The sequence below is a fragment of the Quadrisphaera setariae genome (assembly GCF_008041935.1).
Classification (GTDB): Bacteria; Actinomycetota; Actinomycetes; order Actinomycetales; family Quadrisphaeraceae; genus Quadrisphaera; species Quadrisphaera setariae.
In genome coordinates this window covers 28,417-44,623 of the sequence record NZ_VKAC01000006.1, presented here as the reverse complement: position 1 = coordinate 44,623, position 16,207 = coordinate 28,417, and the positions used below count along the sequence as shown (strand labels likewise).

General features: G+C 75.7%; 13 protein-coding genes and 1 tRNA gene. 6 read left to right on the top strand and 8 right to left on the bottom strand.

All coding sequences use genetic code 11. The features are described 5' to 3' along the window. Positions 1-8: 8 nt before the first annotated feature. A complete protein-coding gene (locus FMM08_RS10820; RefSeq protein ID WP_147926394.1) occupies positions 9-257 on the bottom strand; it encodes a cell division protein CrgA in 249 nt (82 codons plus the stop codon). A gap of 68 nt (positions 258-325) precedes the next feature. On the opposite strand from FMM08_RS10820, the gene FMM08_RS10815 reads away from it, so the two are divergent. Together FMM08_RS10815 and FMM08_RS10810 are read left to right on the top strand one after the other, a co-directional pair. Next, a complete protein-coding gene (locus FMM08_RS10815) occupies positions 326-1,192 on the top strand; it encodes a DUF881 domain-containing protein (protein WP_255472270.1) in 867 nt (288 codons plus the stop codon). Next, on the top strand, positions 1,189-1,851 hold the full coding sequence (locus FMM08_RS10810; protein WP_147926393.1) for an aminodeoxychorismate/anthranilate synthase component II: 663 nt from the start codon (positions 1,189-1,191) through the stop codon (positions 1,849-1,851). Before FMM08_RS10815 ends, FMM08_RS10810 begins: the two co-directional genes overlap by 4 nt. 39 nt (positions 1,852-1,890) lie before the next feature. On the opposite strand, the gene pknB is transcribed toward FMM08_RS10810, so the two are convergent. Genes pknB through FMM08_RS10775 form a run of 7 tightly spaced genes read right to left on the bottom strand, consistent with a single transcriptional unit; the run spans position 1,891 to position 11,015 of the window. Next, entirely contained in the window at positions 1,891-3,843 is a 1,953-nt protein-coding gene (pknB, locus tag FMM08_RS10805; RefSeq protein ID WP_147926392.1) for a Stk1 family PASTA domain-containing Ser/Thr kinase, read from the bottom strand. Further along, positions 3,840-5,447, bottom strand: a complete 1,608-nt coding sequence (locus FMM08_RS23380; RefSeq protein ID WP_222710661.1) for a serine/threonine-protein kinase — start codon at positions 5,445-5,447, stop codon at positions 3,840-3,842. Before FMM08_RS23380 ends, pknB begins: the two co-directional genes overlap by 4 nt. Then, positions 5,447-6,925: a peptidoglycan D,D-transpeptidase FtsI family protein gene (locus FMM08_RS10795; protein ID WP_147926391.1), complete on the bottom strand. Its 1,479-nt coding sequence runs from the start codon at positions 6,923-6,925 to the stop codon at positions 5,447-5,449. Before FMM08_RS10795 ends, FMM08_RS23380 begins: the two co-directional genes overlap by 1 nt. Beyond that, positions 6,922-8,241 carry an FtsW/RodA/SpoVE family cell cycle protein gene (locus FMM08_RS10790; protein ID WP_147926636.1) on the bottom strand — a complete coding sequence of 440 codons (1,320 nt, stop codon included), beginning with the start codon at positions 8,239-8,241 and terminating at the stop codon, positions 6,922-6,924. Before FMM08_RS10790 ends, FMM08_RS10795 begins: the two co-directional genes overlap by 4 nt. A 50-nt stretch (positions 8,242-8,291) precedes the next feature. Further along, the gene (locus tag FMM08_RS10785) at positions 8,292-9,731 is read right to left on the bottom strand and encodes a PP2C family protein-serine/threonine phosphatase (RefSeq protein WP_147926390.1); all 1,440 of its coding nucleotides are present in this window, start codon (positions 9,729-9,731) and stop codon (positions 8,292-8,294) included. Beyond that, the gene (locus FMM08_RS10780; protein WP_147926389.1) at positions 9,728-10,279 is read right to left on the bottom strand and encodes an FHA domain-containing protein FhaB/FipA; all 552 of its coding nucleotides are present in this window, start codon (positions 10,277-10,279) and stop codon (positions 9,728-9,730) included. Before FMM08_RS10780 ends, FMM08_RS10785 begins: the two co-directional genes overlap by 4 nt. Before the next feature lie 4 nt (positions 10,280-10,283). After that, positions 10,284-11,015: an FHA domain-containing protein gene (locus FMM08_RS10775; protein ID WP_147926388.1), complete on the bottom strand. Its 732-nt coding sequence runs from the start codon at positions 11,013-11,015 to the stop codon at positions 10,284-10,286. A 199-nt stretch (positions 11,016-11,214) separates the two neighbouring features. Between FMM08_RS10775 and FMM08_RS10770 the strand changes: the two genes are divergently transcribed. From FMM08_RS10770 to FMM08_RS10755, 4 genes are all read left to right on the top strand, one after another. Further along, a tRNA-Leu gene (locus FMM08_RS10770) sits at positions 11,215-11,298 on the top strand. 118 nt (positions 11,299-11,416) lie between these two features. Then, positions 11,417-12,442 (top strand): 3-oxoacyl-ACP synthase III, encoded by a 1,026-nt coding sequence (locus FMM08_RS10765; RefSeq protein WP_147926387.1) that lies wholly within the window; start codon positions 11,417-11,419, stop codon positions 12,440-12,442. Beyond that, positions 12,439-15,183 carry an alpha/beta fold hydrolase gene (locus tag FMM08_RS10760; protein WP_222710659.1) on the top strand — a complete coding sequence of 915 codons (2,745 nt, stop codon included), beginning with the start codon at positions 12,439-12,441 and terminating at the stop codon, positions 15,181-15,183. The genes FMM08_RS10765 and FMM08_RS10760 overlap by 4 nt, the downstream gene beginning before the upstream one ends. Continuing rightward, positions 15,180-16,184: an NAD-dependent epimerase/dehydratase family protein gene (locus FMM08_RS10755; RefSeq protein ID WP_147926386.1), complete on the top strand. Its 1,005-nt coding sequence runs from the start codon at positions 15,180-15,182 to the stop codon at positions 16,182-16,184. Before FMM08_RS10760 ends, FMM08_RS10755 begins: the two co-directional genes overlap by 4 nt. Positions 16,185-16,207 lie beyond the last annotated feature (23 nt).

The following is a 16,207-nucleotide window of genomic DNA, read 5'->3' as shown; positions in this document are numbered from 1 at the left end:
GGACGGCGTCAGCGCCAGCGGGTGGTCATCGCGAAGCCGACGAGCACCACGGCGAACCCCACGCCCAAGTTCCACGCGCCGAGCGGCGGCACGGGGTACTTCGCGCCGCTGAGGTAGTAGACGACGATCCACACCAGCCCGAGCAGCATCAGCCCGAGCATGACCGGAACCCACCAGCGGGGGCTCGGGCGGGGGCCGGCGCTCTTCTCGCGCGGGGCTGTCCACGCGCGACGGCGACGTATCCTCGACTCGGGCACCGGTCCTCCTCCAGCAGGGCTGTCAGGGCCCGAGGGTAGTCGCCCGGGCCGGGCGGGGAGGGCGAGCCGTGACGGACGCAGCGCACGAGTCCTCGGCAGCTGCCCCGGCGACCACCTCCCCGACCGCCCAGCACCCCGGCTCGGACCCCGCCCAGGACCTCGTCGAGCGCCCCGCGGGCGCCTCGCAGAGCGCCTCTGGACGGCGCTGGCCGCGCCCCGGTCTCGGCGGCACCGCCGTCGTCGTCGTCCTCGTGCTCGCGGGAGGGCTGTTCGCCACGTCGGCGCGCACCGCGGACGGCACGGACCTGCGGGCCAGCACGAGCGACCTGCGCAGCCAGGTGGTGGCCCGTGAGCGGGACGTCGCCCGTGACGACGCACACCTCGCGCAGCTGCAGGAGGAGGTCGCCTCCCTCGGGCGCCAGGTCGACGACCCGGCCGCCCAGCGGCTCCAGGCCGAGGCGGGCACCCTGGCCGGCTCGGCCGGCCTCGACCCCGTGGACGGGCCGGGCCTGGTCATCACCCTCGACGACGCCCCGCGCGCCGCCGACACCGCCGCGGCCGCCGGGGCCAGCGGCGTCTCCGCCGACGTGCTCATCGTCCACCAGCAGGACCTGCAGGCCGTGGTGAACGCCCTGTGGGCGGGCGGTGCCACCGCGGTGGGGCTGCAGGACCAGCGGATCATCTCCACGTCCGCCGTGCGCTGCGTCGGCAACGTCCTGCGCCTGCAGGGGCGCCTGTACGCCCCGCCGTACACCGTGAGGGCCGTCGGCGACCCCACGGCCCTCAGGGCCGCCGTGGACGCCTCACCGGCCGTGCGCAGCTACCTCTCCGACGCCGCCCGGGTGGGGCTCGGCTGGCAGCTGAGCCAGCAGGACGTCAGCGTGCCCGGTTGGGACGGATCCCTGCAGCTCGCCCACGCTACGGTTCCTCGATGAGCTCCACCGGCCGCCGCGTGCTCGTCGTCGACAACTACGACAGCTTCGTCTGGACGATCGTGGGCTACCTCGAGCAGCTCGGCGCCGACTGCCGGGTGCTGCGCAACGACGACCCCTGGCTCGGTCGCGACGACGTGCTCGAGGGGGTGGACGGCGTCCTCCTCTCGCCCGGCCCGGGTGCCCCGAAGGAAGCGGGCGCCAGTCCTGACCTCGTGCGCCGCTGCGCGGAGCGGGCCACGCCGATGCTGGGCGTCTGCCTGGGACACCAGGCCCTCGGCGAGGTCTTCGGGGCGACCGTGACGCACGCCGAGGAGCTGCTGCACGGCAAGACCAGCGAGGTCGTCCACGACGGCGACGGCGTGCTCCACGGCCTCCCGCAGCCCTTCACCGCCACCCGCTACCACTCCCTCGCGGTCGTCTCCGACACCGTCCCCGAGGAGCTGGTCGTCACCGGGCGCACCCCCGGGGGCGTGGTGATGGCCCTCCAGCACCGCGAGCTGCCGCTGCACGGCGTGCAGTTCCACCCCGAGTCGGTGCTCACCCAGGGCGGGCACCGGCTGTTCGCGAACTGGCTGCAGGTCTGCGGCGACGACGGTGCGGTGGAGCGCTCCACCGGCATGGCCCCGCTCGTGCGCGACGGGCAGACCCGCCCCGCCTGAGGGTCGCCGCACGACGACCCCCAGGCGCGCGAGGCGGTCTCAGCCCTCTCTCGGGCTCCTGGACGGCTCTCCCGTGGGCGCCGGGTCCTCCGGGGCCAGGGAGGTGCCCTGCGTGGCCGTGGTGCTCGGCGTCTGGCTGGGCGAGGGACTCGGGCTGGGGGCCGGACCGCCCCCGTCGCCCTGACCGTCGGTCGGCTGGTCGGTCGGCTGGTCGGTCGGCTGGTCCGTGGGCGTCTCCGTGGGGGTCGCACCACCGGAGACCACGAGCTGGACGACGCTCCCGACGGCCACCGAGCCGCTCTCAGGGGTCTGGGACACGACCGTCCCCGCCGGCTGGTCGCTCGGCTGGGCGCTCAGCGAGGGCACCAGGCCCAGCTCGGTCAACGCCGTCACAGCGTCCTGCTGGCTCTTGCCCACCACGCTCGCCACCTCGACCTTGCCGCTGGCGACGACGAGACCCACCTTCGTCCCGGGCTGGAGGGAGGAGCCCTTCGGGGGGTCGGTGGAGATGACGGTGCCGGCGCGCAGCTGCGGAGCGTCCTTCGTGGAGACCGTCCCCAGCGCCAGTCCGCTGCCCGACAGCGTCGCCGCCGCCTGCTCCTGGGTCTGCCCGATGACGTCCGGCACCTGGACGGCGGCGGGTCCGTTGGAGACCACCAGCGCCACTGACGACTTCGGGTCGACGCGCTCACCGGCGTCGGGGTCGGAGTCGAGCACGGTGCCCGCCGCTGCGGGGTCCGCCTTCTGGGTCACCTGCCCCACGCTCAGCCCCAGCCCTGTGAGGCTCGCCTCGGCGGCCTGCTGGGTCTGTCCGACCACTGGCGGGATCGTGACGAGGTTCGACTCCTGGTAGGCGCGCACCGTCAGCCACCCGACCAGGAGCAGCACCACCAGGAGCACCACCACGAGCACGGTCATGAAGGCCCGGCTGCCACGCCGCGGCGGGGGCTGGGCGGCGAACTGGCCCGTCACCGGGGCGTCCACCGCCGCGGCCTGGCCCGTGGGGTCGGTGCGGGTGCGCCGGCTCACGAAGCCGCCGGCGGCCACTGCACGGGTCGCCTCGGTGGTGGTCGGCAGGAACTGCGTGGCGGACGCGTGGGCCACGGCGACCGTCGGCGCCATGACCGGGTCGCCGGCCTCGGCGGCGAGCAGGTCGTCGCGGAACTCCACGGCGTCGGAGTACCTGTCGTCGCGCTGCTTGGACAGCGCTTTGAGCACCACCCGGTCGAGCTCGTCGTCGACGGCGCGGTTGTACTGGCTCGGCGGCGCCGGCAGCTCCCCGACGTGCTGGTAGGCCACCGCCACGGGGGAGTCGCCGATGAACGGCGGACGACCCGTGAGCAGCTCGTACAGCAGGCAGCCGGTGGAGTACAGGTCGGTGCGGGCGTCGACCACCTCACCGCGCGCCTGCTCCGGGGAGAGGTACTGCGCAGTGCCGATGACGGCGCTCGTCTGCGTCATCGTGGCGGAGGAGTCCGCGACCGCGCGGGCGATGCCGAAGTCCATGACCTTGATGCCGCCCGAGGGCGTCACCATGACGTTGGCGGGCTTGACGTCTCGGTGGACGATGCCGGCGTCGTGCGCCGCCTGCAGCGCCGTGAGCACACCAGCGGTGATCTCGACGGCGCGCTGCGTGCCCAGCCCGGTCCCGCCGGCCTCGTCGAGCACGTCGCGGACGGTGCGGCCCTCGACGTACTCCATGACGATGTAGGGGGTGCGCACCTGGGCGCCGCCCGACTCGGTGGAGACGTCCTCGCCGGTGTCGTAGACCGCCACGATCGAGGGGTGGTTCAGGCCTGCCGTCGACTGCGCCTCGCGGCGGAACCGGGCCTGGAAGACCGGGTCCCGCGCCATGTCGGAGCGCAGCAGCTTGATGGCGACCCGGCGGCCCAGGCGCTGGTCGCGCCCGGCGTGGACCTCGGCCATGCCGCCGCGCCCCAGCAGCTCGGAGACCTCGTAGCGGTCTCCGAGCACGCGGGGGGCTCCGGTCACGCTCCGTCCACCCCCTGCACGGAACCGCCGGCGGGAGCACCAGCACCGGCGGCACCGGCTCCAGCGCCGCCGGCGGTCCCGGTGGCCCCCGGCGTGGCCGAGGCACCGGTGCTGGGCGTGGGTGCCGACGCGGTGGGCGCCGGCTCGGACGCGGTGGGCGCGGGCGTCGTGGCCGTCTCCGAGGGCGAGGCGCTCGGGCTCTCCGTGGCCGTGCTCGGAGTGTCCGAGGGGGTCGTGGTCGTCGCCGACTCCGTCGCGGACTCGGTCGCACGAGTCCGGCTGGGGGCCTGCGTGACGTCACTCGTGGTGTCCGGCGTGCTCAGCGGCGCGTTGGACGGCTCCTGAGTGCTGCCGCCCGCCCCCGCGCTGTTGAGGTACACCAGCGCGGCCAGGACGACGACGAGGACGGCCAGCAGGCCGAGCAGCGGCACCGTCATGCGCCCGCGGGTGGAGCGCTGGCCGGTCGGCTCCGGCGTGCCGTGCGGACCCGTCGTCATGCCCGTGCGGGGGAACTCACCCCCGGGACCAGCAGCACCGGCGGCACCGGCGCCCGTGGCCGATCCCGCCGCGTAGGCGGCGGCAGCGGCCTGGGCGGAGCGCCGCGTGGCGGGAGCCGCCGGCTCGGGCCAGGGGACCGTCTCGTCGTCCAGCGAGGGCGGCATGGCGCGGGTCGCGTCGGCCGTCGGCGGGAGCGCGACGGTGGAGGCGCCCGTGGCCCCCGCCGCTGCACCCGCGGCGGCGGAGCCGAGCCCGGCGCGCAGCACGCGCTGGGCGCGCGCGTCGTCGCCGTCGGCCACGAGGGTGGCCACCTGGGCCACCACGGCCGCGTCGCGGGGACGGGCGTGCGGGTCCTTCGCGAGGCACGCGTCGACCAGGGCGCGGGCCCCGGCGGGCACGGACGAGGGCAGCGGCGGCGGCGGGTCGTTGACCTGCGCCAGCGCGATGGCCACCTGCGACTCGCCCGTGAAGGGGCGCTGCCCGGCGAGCATCTCGTGGGCGACCACGCCGAGGGCGTAGACGTCGACGGCGGGGGTCAGGTCGCGCCGGCCGGTGGCCTGCTCGGGGGAGAGGTAGGCCGCTGTCCCCATGACCTGGCCCGTGGCCGTCAGCGGTGCCTCGGCAGCGGCCCGGGCGATGCCGAAGTCGGTGACCTTGACCCCTCCGGTGGGGGTCACGAGGAGGTTGCCCGGCTTGACGTCGCGGTGGACGATCCCCGCCTCGTGCGCCGCGGCCAGACCGGACGCCGCCGAGGCGATGATCCGCATCGCACGGCGCGGCTCCACGGAGTGCTGGGTGGCCAGCAGGTCGCTCAGCGGCTCCCCCGGCACCAGCTCCATGACCAGCCACGCGCTGCCGTCGGACTCGCCGTAGTCGTACGTGGCGGCGATCGCCGGGTGGGCCAGGCGGGCGCTGTTGCGGGCCTCGGTGCGGAAGCGGGCCAGGAACCCGGCGTCGCTGGCGAGCTCGCTGCGCAGCACCTTGACGGCCACGGTGCGGCCCAGCAGCTCGTCGCGGGCCTCCCACACCTCGCCCATGCCACCGGAGGCGATGGGGTTGGTGAGCTGGTAGCGGTTGCCCAGCACGGTGCCGGAGTCGACGCGCATCAGCCGTTGCTCCCCGAGCCCTGGGCCGCCAGTGCGGCCTGGATGACCGACTTGGCGATCGGCGCCGCGACGCTGCCGCCGGAGGCCTCCTGCGCGGCGTTCCCGCCGTTCTCGACGAACACGGCCACGGCCACCTCCGGGTCGTCGGCGGGGGCGAACGCGGTGAACCACGCGTGCGGCGCAGCACCGGGAACCGTCTGGGCGGTGCCGGTCTTGCCGGCCACGCTCACGCCCGGGATCTGCGCCCTGCGACCGGTCCCGGACTGCACCACGCCCTCCATCATGGCGGTCAGGCTGCTCGCGGTCTGCCCGGACACGGCGCGCCCCACCTCGGTGGGGCGAGGCGCGTCCAGCACCGCGAGATCACGGCCCCTCACCGTGCGGACCAGGTTGGGCTGCATCACCACTCCACCGTTCGCGATCGCCGCGGCGACCATGGCCATCTGCATCGGGGTCGCCTGGACGCTGAACTGGCCGATGCTGGACTGGGCCAGCTGCGGCGGGTTGAGGTCCTGGGAGGGGAACTTGCTGGCCGCCACCCGGGTCGGGATGTCGAAGGCCTTGTCGAAGCCGAACTTCTGAGCCTGCTCCCGCAGCGCGTCCTGCCCCAGGGCGAGCCCGAGGTTGGCGTACGCCGTGTTGCACGAGACGCGCAGCGCGTCGGCCAGGGACGTCCTGCCGTCGGTGCCGCACGGCCGGTCGTCGTCGTTGGCCAGCGTCGCGGTGGTCTGCGGCAGCGTCAGCTCGGCCGGGCCGTCCAGCACGCTGTCGGCGGTGTACTTCCCGCTCTCCAGCGCCGCGGCCGTCGTGACGAGCTTGAACGTCGAGCCGGGCGGGTAGCTCTGCGAGGTCGCCTTGCTGACCAGCGGGTCGCCGTCGGCGTCGGTCAGCTCCTTGCGGGCGGCGGCCGCGGCGGAGGTGTCGTGGTCGGCCAGGGCGTTCGGGTCCCACCCGGGGGAGGAGTACAGCGCCAGCACGTCACCGGTCTTCGGGTCGAGGGCCACGACGGCGCCCTGCTGGTCGCCCAGGCCGTCAGCGGCGGCCTTCTGGACGGCGTCGCGCAGGGTGGTCTCCACCACCGCGCCGCCCGGCTGCGTGCCCGTCAGCAGGTCGGAGATGCGGCGGTAGAAGAGCTTGTCAGAGGTGCCGGACAGGTAGCCGTCCTCGGCGCGCTCCAGCCCGCTGGGTCCCGTCGTCACCGAGTAGGTGCCGGTGACGGCCGAGTAGAGCTCGCCCTCGGGGTAGGTCCGCTGGTAGCGGTACCTGTCGTCCTTGGGCACCGACTCGGCGATGACCGTGCCGTCGGCGGTGGTGATCGGCCCCCGCTCCCGGCCGAGCTGGTCGTACAGGGTGCGCGAGTTGCGGGGGTCGGCGCGCAGCGAGCCGGCGTCGACGAACTGCACCCAGGTCGCGGCGACCATGAGCGCGGTGAACATCGCCGTGACCACCACGGCGAGCCGGCGCAGGGGGGCGTTCACAGGCGCACCACCTGCGTGGCGGCGGATCCGGCCTCGTCGGGCACCACGGGGGCGCCCTCGGGCTCGGGGACGGCGGGCGCGGGGCGGCGCGCGGCGTCGGAGACGCGCAGCAGCAGCCCGACGATCATCCAGTTGGCCACGAGGCTCGACCCGCCGTAGGCGAGGAACGGCATGGTCAGGCCCGTCAGGGGGATCACGCGCAGCACGCCGCCGGCCACCACGAAGCACTGCAGGCCGATGGCGAAGGCCAGACCGCCCGCCAGCAGCTTGCCGAAGCCGTCGCGCACCGCGACGGCCGTGCGCAGGCCCCGCTCGACGAGGACGAGGTAGACCACCAGCACGGCCAGCAGCCCGGTCAGGCCCAGCTCCTCACCGAGGGTCGCGAGGATGAAGTCGCTCTCGGCCTCGGGGACGATCTGCGGCCGTCCCTGGCCGATGCCGGTGCCCAGCAGGCCGCCGTGCGCGAAGCCGAAGAGCCCCTGCACCAGCTGGTAGCTGCCGCCGTAGGACTTGCCGTAGATCGCGGAGGAGAAGGGGTCGAGCCAGGCGCTGACGCGCGCCTGCACGTGGGCGAAGATGCTCCACGCGAACACCGCACCGCCGGCGAAGAGCACCAGGCCGATGGCGATCCAGCTGAACCGCTGCGTGGCCACGTAGAGCATCGCCACGAACAGCCCGAAGAACAGCAGCGAGGTGCCGAGGTCGCGCTCGAGCACCAGGACGCCCAGGCTCGCCAGCCACGCCACCACCAGCGGGCCGAGGTCGCGCAGCCGGGGCAGCTGCAGACCGAGCACCTTGGGACCGACCAGCGACAGGGTGTCGCGGGCGGTGACGAGGTAGCCGGCGAAGAACACGGTCAGCACGATCTTGGCGAGCTCGCCCGGCTGGAAGCCGATGGGTCCGACGCGGACCCAGATCTGGGCGCCGTTGATGTTGCGACCCAGTCCCGGCACCAGCGGCATCACCAGCAGGACCAGGCCGACCACCATCGCCGTGAACGTGTACCGGCGCAGCCAGCGGTGGTCGCGGAGCAGGACGACGACGAGCGTCGCCAGCAGCAGCCCGACCGCGGACCACGCCAGCTGCCGCTCGGCGAAGGCGGTGTCCTCGGCCACGTCCAGGCGGTGGATCAGCGCGAGCCCCAGCCCGTTCAGGAGCATGGCCACGGGGATGAGCAGCGGGTCGGCGTGCGGAGCGCGCCACCTCACGGCCACGTGCAGCACCAGGGCCAGCACGCCCAGACCGCCGCCGTAGCCGAGCAGGTCCTCGGGCCACGCGCCGTCGGTGGCCACGCCGACCAGCCCGTAGGCGCCCATGGCGACGCCGACCGCCACCGCGGTCAGACCCAGCTCCACCCAGCGCGCCCTCACGGTGCCGCCGCCGTGGTGGGGGCGCCGCCCTCGACGGGGGCGGGCTGCTCGGTCGGAGCCGTGCTCGGCGAGGCCGAGGGGTCGGTGCCGGCGGAGGGGCTGGTGCCCCCTGCAGCGGCGTCGTCCTCCGTGCGCGAGACGTCCCGCAGCCGGGTCACGATCTCCTGGGCCGCGGGCAGGCTGTCAGCGGGCATCCCGGCGGCCACCTGGTCGCGGAACGCCGCGGGGAGGTCGGCGACGCGGACGTCGGTGGTGTCGACCAGCCGGGACAGGTGCACAGGGCCCACGTCCTGCGACAGCCCGCGGTAGATGGCCACGGCGCCGCCGTCGTCGGCGACGAAGTACTGGCGCCCCAGCCACGCCGACCCGGCCAGGGCGCCGCCCCCCAGGACGAGGGCCACGACGAGGACCACGAGCACCCGCAGCCCCCACCGGACCCTGGCGGGCCGTGGGGGAGGGTCGGTGCGGTCCCCGGTCGCCGCGCCCGGTGGACCGGTCTGCGACTCCTCCTGGGACCTGTCGGAGCGGGCGGAGGCGCCCGCTGGGGCGGTCGGAGCGGCCGCCGTCAGCGGCGCCGTGCCGCTGCCCCGGCCCAGCACCGCAGCGCGCATGGCGGGGCTGGTGGGGATGCGGACGGCGCGCTCGTCGGGGTCCGGGCGCTCACCGGCGGCGCCGACGACCTGCCGGACCGTCGCCGGGGGGTCGCCCGGGGAGACCTCGACGACGTCGGCGACCACGCAGGTCACGTTGTCGGGAGCGCCGGCCCGCAGGGCCAGCTCCACGAGCGTCTCCGCGCACCTGCCGACGTCCGGCTCCTGCACGAGCGTGCGCTCGATCGTCTCGTCGGACACGACCCGGGGGAGCCCGTCGGAGCACAGCAGCCAGCGGTCGCCGACGTGCGCCTCCTGCACGGACAGGTCCGGCTCGGGGGAGGACTGGACGTCGCCGAGGACGCGCAGGATGACGTTGCGCTGCGGGTGGTGCTCGGCCTCCTCGGCCGTGATGCGGCCCTCGTCGACGAGGCGCTGGACGAAGGTGTGGTCTCGGGTGACCTGCACCAGCGCGCCATCGCGCAGGAGGTAGGCCCGGGAGTCCCCCAGGTGCGCCAGCACGAGGCGCTCCCCCGCCCTCAGCAGCGCCGTGACGGTGGTGCCCATGCCCGACAGCGACGGCTCGACCGCCACCCGCCGCAGCAGGGCGGCCTGCGCCCGCGCCACCGCGTCCGCGAGGCGCTGGGGCGCCTCGGCGCCGTGCGCCTCGTCGTCCAGGCCGATGAGCTCGGCGACAGCGGTGGCCGAGGCCACGTCACCGCCGGCGTGGCCGCCCATGCCGTCGGCGACGACGACGAACCGGGTGCCGGCGAAGCCGGAGTCCTGGTTGCTGGCGCGCACCAGGCCGACGTCGGATCGGGCCGCGGCCCGCAGGGCCAGGGTCATGCGCGCAGCTCCAGGGTGGTGCGTCCGATGCGCACCACGCTGCCGGCGCCCACCGGCACCGCCCCGCGCACGGGAGCGGCGGACGGCCCGGTGCCGAGGGAGGTGCCGTTGGTGGAGCCCAGGTCCTCCAGGACCCAGCCCCCGGGGGCGCTGCTCGAGGGCGTGAGGCGCGCGTGGTGGCCGGAGGCGTAGTCGTCGCCGAGCACGAGGGTGCAGTCGTCGGAGCGGCCCAGGGTCACCGGAGAGCCGTCCATCTCGACCCGGGTGCCGGCGCGCGGACCCTCGGTGACCACCAGGAGGCGGACCCGGGGCGCCGAGGGGGCGGGCCGCGGGGCGGCAGCGGGCGGCGGCGCCGGAGCCGGCGAGGGGGCCGGTGCGGGTTCTGGGGCGGGCGGAGGTCCGGAGCCGGCGGCCGTCGCGGGCGCGGCCTGCCGCGGCGCCCGCACGCCGTAGAGGTCCCGGCGCAGCACGGCGACCACGCCCAGCACGAACAGCCAGAGCACCACGAGCAGGCCCAGCTGGAGGACGGTGACGGTGAGCTGGCTCACGGCCTCACCACTCCTGGTCGGCGTCGTCGCCGGTGCTGTCGCCGGAGTGGAAGACCACCGTGGTGCGGCCCAGCTGGATGCGGCTGCCGTCGTGCAGCACCGCGGTGCGGCCACCGGCCTCGTCGAGGCGCCGGCCGTCGACCGTGGTGCCGTTGGTGGAGCCGAGGTCGTGCACGGTGGTGCGGCCGCCGCTGCGGACGACCTCCAGGTGCCGCCGGGAGGTGCCGGGGTCGTCGACGACGACGTCGCACTCGCTGCCGCGGCCGATCACGGTGCGCTCGGAGGTCATCTGGTAGCTGCGGCCGTCGACCTCGAGCACCGGGTGCGCCGGGGTCGCGACGGCGGAGGTGGCGGGGGCGATGCCTCCGCGCACGCGGGCGCTGCGCACCCGGAAGACACCGGTGGCGAGCTCCTCGTCCCGCTGGAGCCGCACCGTGACGGGGCCGGAGAAGGAGTACCGCTGGGCGCGGGCGTGCTCGGTCACGGCCGTGGCCAGCTCGGACGCCAGCGCGTCCTCCCAGGAGGACAGGCGCTCGTGGTCGGAGGGGCCCAGGTCGATGGTGAAGGCGTTCGGCACGAGCGTGCGGCCGGGGCCGACGACGGCGGAGGTCGTGTCGACCTCGCGGCGCAGGGCGCTCGCCAGCTCGACGGGCTGCACCTCGCTCTTGAAGGCCTTCGCGAAGACGCCGTTGACCACGCGCTCGACGCTGCGCTCGAAGCGGTCGAGCACTCCCACGGCCCCTCCCCTCAGCGTGCGGCAGCCGGTCCTGGATCGTATCCGCGGCGCCGCCCGGGCGCGGGCTCCTGGAGACCTCCGCGCGCCGCGGTGCCGGTGCTCGACCCTCGCACTCCTCCCTGAGCGGCGCGGCGCGGGTGGGGCCCGCTGCCCCGCTGCGAGGGTCGGCGGACGGACCGTGCTAGTTTTTCCACTGCTCGCGCGAGTGGCGGAATAGGCAGACGCGCACGGTTCAGGTCCGTGTGCCCGAAAGGGCGTGGGGGTTCAACTCCCCCCTCGCGCACCGCGAGCAGAGGGCCCGGTCGCTGTCCAGCGGCCGGGCCCTCCTGCGTCTCCGGAGAGGGCAGCACCCCGTCAGGACCGTTAACCTCAGGGGTCCTGAGCCCTGGAACGAGGTGTGCGTGAACGGCAACACGAGCTGGCGGGCGGCCAACACCGCTCTGCTCTCCATCAACGCCATCGAGGCACCGGTCGTGGTCACGTCCGACGAGCTCGACGAGCGCCTCGCCGGCACCATGAAGAGGCTGGGCATCCGCCCCGGCCTGCTGCAGCGCGTCACCGGCATCCGCGAGCGCCGTCTGTACGCCGGCGACGTCACGTGCGGCGAGGCCGCCGCGACGGCCGGGTCGAAGGCGCTGTCCGAGGCGGGCATCGACGCCTCGGACGTCGGTCTGGTCATCAACACCTCGGTGACCCGCTACCACCTCGAGCCCGCGGTCTCCGCCGTCGTGCACGAGGCGATGGGGCTGCCGAGCTCGGCGATGAACTTCGACATCACCAACGCCTGCCTCGGCTTCGTCAACGGGCTGCAGACCGCTTCGGCGATGATCGACGCCGGCCAGGTGCGCTACGCGGTGGTCGTCGGCGCCGAGGACATCAGCCCGATGTTCGACAGGACGCTGGACCGCCTGGCCAACCAGCCGGTGACGCGGCAGGAGTACCTGGACGAGTTCGCCTCCCTGACCCTCGGGTCCGGCGCGGTGGCCGCCGTCCTCGGCCCGGCGGACGCCCACCCCGAGGGCCACCGGGTCCGGGGTGGCGTGGCGCGCTCGGGCAGCTCCCACCACGGGCTGTGCGTGGCCAGCGCCGAGCAGATGGTGGCGGACGGCCGCGGGCTGCTCGAGCACGGCGTCGCCCTCGTGGGAGAGGCGTTCGACGCCGCCGACGAGGAGTGGGGCTGGAGCAGCGGCGTGGCCCGCTACGTCTTCCACCAGGTCTCCAAGATCCACATGGCGGCGCTGGTCGAGCGGACCGGTGTGCCGTGGTCGAAGGTGCCGGAGAGCTACCCGGTGCTCGGCAACGTCGGCCCGGCCTCCCTCCCCATGACCCTGGCCCGCGAGGCCGACTCGCTCGAGCCCGGCGACCGCGTGCTGTGCCTGGGCGTCGGCTCGGGTCTGAACTCGGCGTTCTGCGAGATCGTCTGGTGACCCGCGCCCCCGCGGCGCTCCCCCCGGCCGGCCTGCCCGGCCTGGATCCGACCTGGTCGCGCCTGGTCTCCTTCACCGACGCCGACGGCGTCCGCCGCACCGTCCACCTGCTGGACGGTGAGGCCGCGGTGCGCGAGGCCACCGGCGCCGACCCGGTCGGCGTGCTGCTCGCCGTGCACGGCAACCCCACCTGGTCCTACCTCTGGCGCTCGCTGCTGCCGCGCGCCGCCGCCGCCGGGTGGCGCCTGGTGGCCCCCGACCAGCTCGACATGGGCTGGTCGGAGCGCACCGGCACCCGCCGTCGCCTCGAGCGGCGCATCGACGACCTCGGCCGCCTCACCGACGTCCTGGGCGTCTCGGGCCCGGTGACCGAGGGTTCCCGCCCCCGCGTGGTGACCATCGGCCACGACTGGGGCGGGGTGGTCTCCTCCGGGTGGGCCGGACGCCACCGCGACGTCCTCGAGGGCGTGGTGCTCCTCAACACCGCGGTGCACCAGCCCGAGGGAGCGTCACTGCCGGCGATCCTCGTGCCGTTCACCACGCACGGCCTCCACACCGCTGGGACCACGACCACCGACGCGTTCATGCGGGCCACCGTCGCCACGGCGCGGCGCCCGCTGGCGCCCGGGGTGGCCGACGCCTACCTGGCCCCGTACCGCGGCGCCGCGCGGCGCGTGGGCGTCGGTGCCTTCGTCGCCGACATCCCGGTGACCCCCGGCCACCCGAGCGCCCCGACCCTGGACGAGGTGGCCGCGGGGCTGTCCGCCATCGGCGCGGACCGGGTGCCCTCGCTGCTCGTGTGGGGCCCCGCCGACCCCGTCTTCCGGCAGCGCTACTTCCAGGACCTGCGCGCCCGCCTCCCGCACGCGGACGTCCACCGCTTCGAGGGCACCGGCCACCTGCTGGTCGAGGACGTCGAGCCCGACCGGGGCGTCGCCGGGACCGTGGTGCGCTGGCTGGAGCGGCTGCGGTCAGCGCCGTACGCCGGCGCTGCTCGGACCACCGGCTCCTCGGACCCCTCGGCGGCGCAGGAGCGCGCCCCCCTGTGGTCGGCGCTGCGCGAGCGCTCCCAGGACGACTCCGTGGCCGTGGCCCAGCTGCGCCCCGGCGCCCCCGCCGAGACCCTCACCTGGCGCCAGCTGGCCGCCCGCGTGGAGGACCTCGCCGAGGGCCTGGCGGCCTCCGGCGTGCGTCCCGGCCAGCGCGTGGCGCTTCTCGTGCCGCCCGGGCCCGACCTGTCGGCGCTGTTCAGCGCCTGCCTGAGGCTCGGTGCGGTGGTCGTCGTGGCTGATGCGGGACTGGGCGTCAAGGGCCTCACCCGCGCCGTCGCCAGCGCCGACCCCGCGGTCGTCATCGGCATCGAGCGGGCCCTGCTGGCCGCTCGTGCGCTCGGCTGGCCCGGCCGCCGCGTCCTCGCCGGCGCGAGCACGGGGATCCGCCGCCGCGCGCTCGGGGCGGTGGAGCACCTGGCGGACCTGGAGGCCGTCGGTCGTGCGCGGCGCACCACCACCGGACACCAGCCGCTGCCCGAGCCGTCGCCGTCCGACCAGGGCGCTGTGCTGTTCACCTCCGGCTCCACCGGGCCCGCCAAGGGCGTCGTGCACACCCACGCGACGCTGCAGGCCCTGCGCGACGCCGCCGCCCAGACGTGCGGCCTCGGGCCCGGAGGCTCGCTGGTGGCGGCCTTCGCCCCCTTCGCCATCCTCGCCCCTCTGCTCGGCGCCACGGCCGCGGTGCCCGAGACCGACGTCACCAAGCCCGACACCCTGACCGCGGCCGCGCTCGCGCGCGCCGTCGCGGCGGTCGCTCCCGACGACGAGTCGGTGGCGCCTGTCGTCTTCGCCTCCCCCGCCGCGCTGCGGCGCGTCGTGGCGACCTCCGGCGACGTCGACGACGCCGGCCGGGCAGCCCTGGCCCGCGTCAGGCTCCTGCTGTCCGCCGGCGCGCCCGTGGGCACCGACCTGCTCGCTCAGGCCGGTGACGTGCTGCCCGGTGCCGAGTGCCGCACCCCCTACGGCATGACCGAGGGGCTGCTCGTGGCCCAGACCAACCTCACCGAGCTGCAGGCCGCCGGCCCCGGTGAGGGGGTGCTGGTCGGCTCTCCGCTGCCGGGCACGCGGCTGGCCACCTCGGCCCTGGACGACCTCGGCCGCGCTGTCGGCCCGCTCGTCGAGGGCGCCGAGGCGCCCACCGGCGAGATCGTCGTGCGCTCCCCGCTCATGAAGGACCACTACGACCAGCTCTGGGACGTGCAGCGCGAGAGCGTCCGCGGCACCCCCGGCGCCGAGGGCGAGTCCGGCTGGCACCGCACCGGCGACGTCGGCCACCTCGACGCGGCGGGACGGTTGTGGGTGGAGGGCCGCCTCGCCCACGTCGTCACCACGGCCGCCGGCCCGCTCACCCCGGTGGGCGCGGAACAGCGGGTGCAGCTGCTGCCCGGCGTCGCGAGGGCGGCGCTCGTGGGCGTCGGCCCGGCCGGCACGCAGCAGCCCGTCGTCGTCCTGGAGACCACCGGTGGGAACGGCGCCCCCGTTCCGGGACCCGCCCCGGTGGAGCTCGTCGACGCCGTCCGGGCCACCGCCGGCACGCCGGTCCCGGTCGCCGCGGTGCTCGTGGTGTCCGAGCTGCCCACCGACGTGCGCCACCGCTCCAAGGTCGACAGGACCAGGGTCGCCGCCTGGGCCGCCGGGGTCCTGTCGGGGAGCACCAAGGCCGACAGCCCCGTGGAGGTGCCCGCGTGAAGGTGCTCGTGACCGGCGCCAGCGGTCTGCTCGGCGGGACCACCGCCGCCGCCCTCGTGGCCCGCGGCCACGAGGTGACGACCTTCCAGCGGCGCCCCAGCGGCGTCGAGGGCGTGCGCGACGTGCAGGGCGACATGTCCGACCCCGCCGCCGTGCGCCGCGCCTGCGAGGGCGTCGACGCCGTGGTCCACCTGGCGGCCAAGGTCGCGCTGACCGGACCGGAGGAGGAGTACCGGGCGGTCAACGTCGAGGGGACGCGCGCGCTGCTCGCCGGCGCCCGCGAGGCCGGGGCCACCCGGTACGTGCAGGTCTCCTCGCCGTCGGTGGCGCACGTGGGCTCGTCGCTGGTGGGCGAGGGCGCCGGCACGGCCGACCCCGAGCACGCCCGCGGTCCCTACGCCCGCACCAAGGCCGCCGCCGAACTCATCGCCCTGGCGGCGGACGCTCCCGGGTTCGCCGTGGTCGCGGTGCGACCGCACATCGTGTGGGGCCCGGGCGACACCCAGCTGGTCGGGCGCGTGGTCGAGCGCGCCCGCGTGGGCCGCATGGTGGTCATCGGTGACGGCACCGCCCTCATCGACACCACGTACATGGACGACGCCGCCGACGCGATCGTGGCTGCCCTCGACCACGCCACCGACGACGACGCGCACGGCCGCGCCTTCGTCATCTCCAGCGCCCAGCCCCGCACGGTGGGTGAGCTGCTGGCCAAGATGGCCGTGGCCGGTGGGGCGCCCGCCCCCACCAGGCGCATCCCCACCCGGGCCGCCAGCGCCGCTGGGCACGCCGTCGAGGCGGTCTGGAGGGGCCTGCGCGCCGCGGGGCACCCCCTCGGCGCCGAGGAGCCGCCGCTGACGAGCTTCCTGGCCGAGCAGCTGGGCACCGCCCACTGGTTCGACCAGCGCGAGACCCAGCGGGTGCTGCAGTGGGCTCCGAAGGTCGACCTCGACGAGGGCTTCCGCCGCGTCGCCGCCTGGTACGCGGAGCACGACCCCCGCTGATCCACAGGTTGCCGGCCACCGTG

What these genes read in the sequence shown, in the direction of transcription:
- FMM08_RS10810 (WP_147926393.1), top strand. Translation starts at nt 1,189, where the DNA reads ATGAGCTCCACCGGCCGCCGCGTGCTCGTCGTCGACAACTACGACAGC.
- FMM08_RS23380 (WP_222710661.1), bottom strand. Translation starts at nt 5,447, where the DNA reads ATGCGCGTCGACTCCGGCACCGTGCTGGGCAACCGCTACCAGCTCACC.
- FMM08_RS10790 (WP_147926636.1), bottom strand. Translation starts at nt 8,241, where the DNA reads ATGGGCGCCTACGGGCTGGTCGGCGTGGCCACCGACGGCGCGTGGCCC.
- FMM08_RS10785 (WP_147926390.1), bottom strand. Translation starts at nt 9,731, where the DNA reads ATGACCCTGGCCCTGCGGGCCGCGGCCCGATCCGACGTCGGCCTGGTG.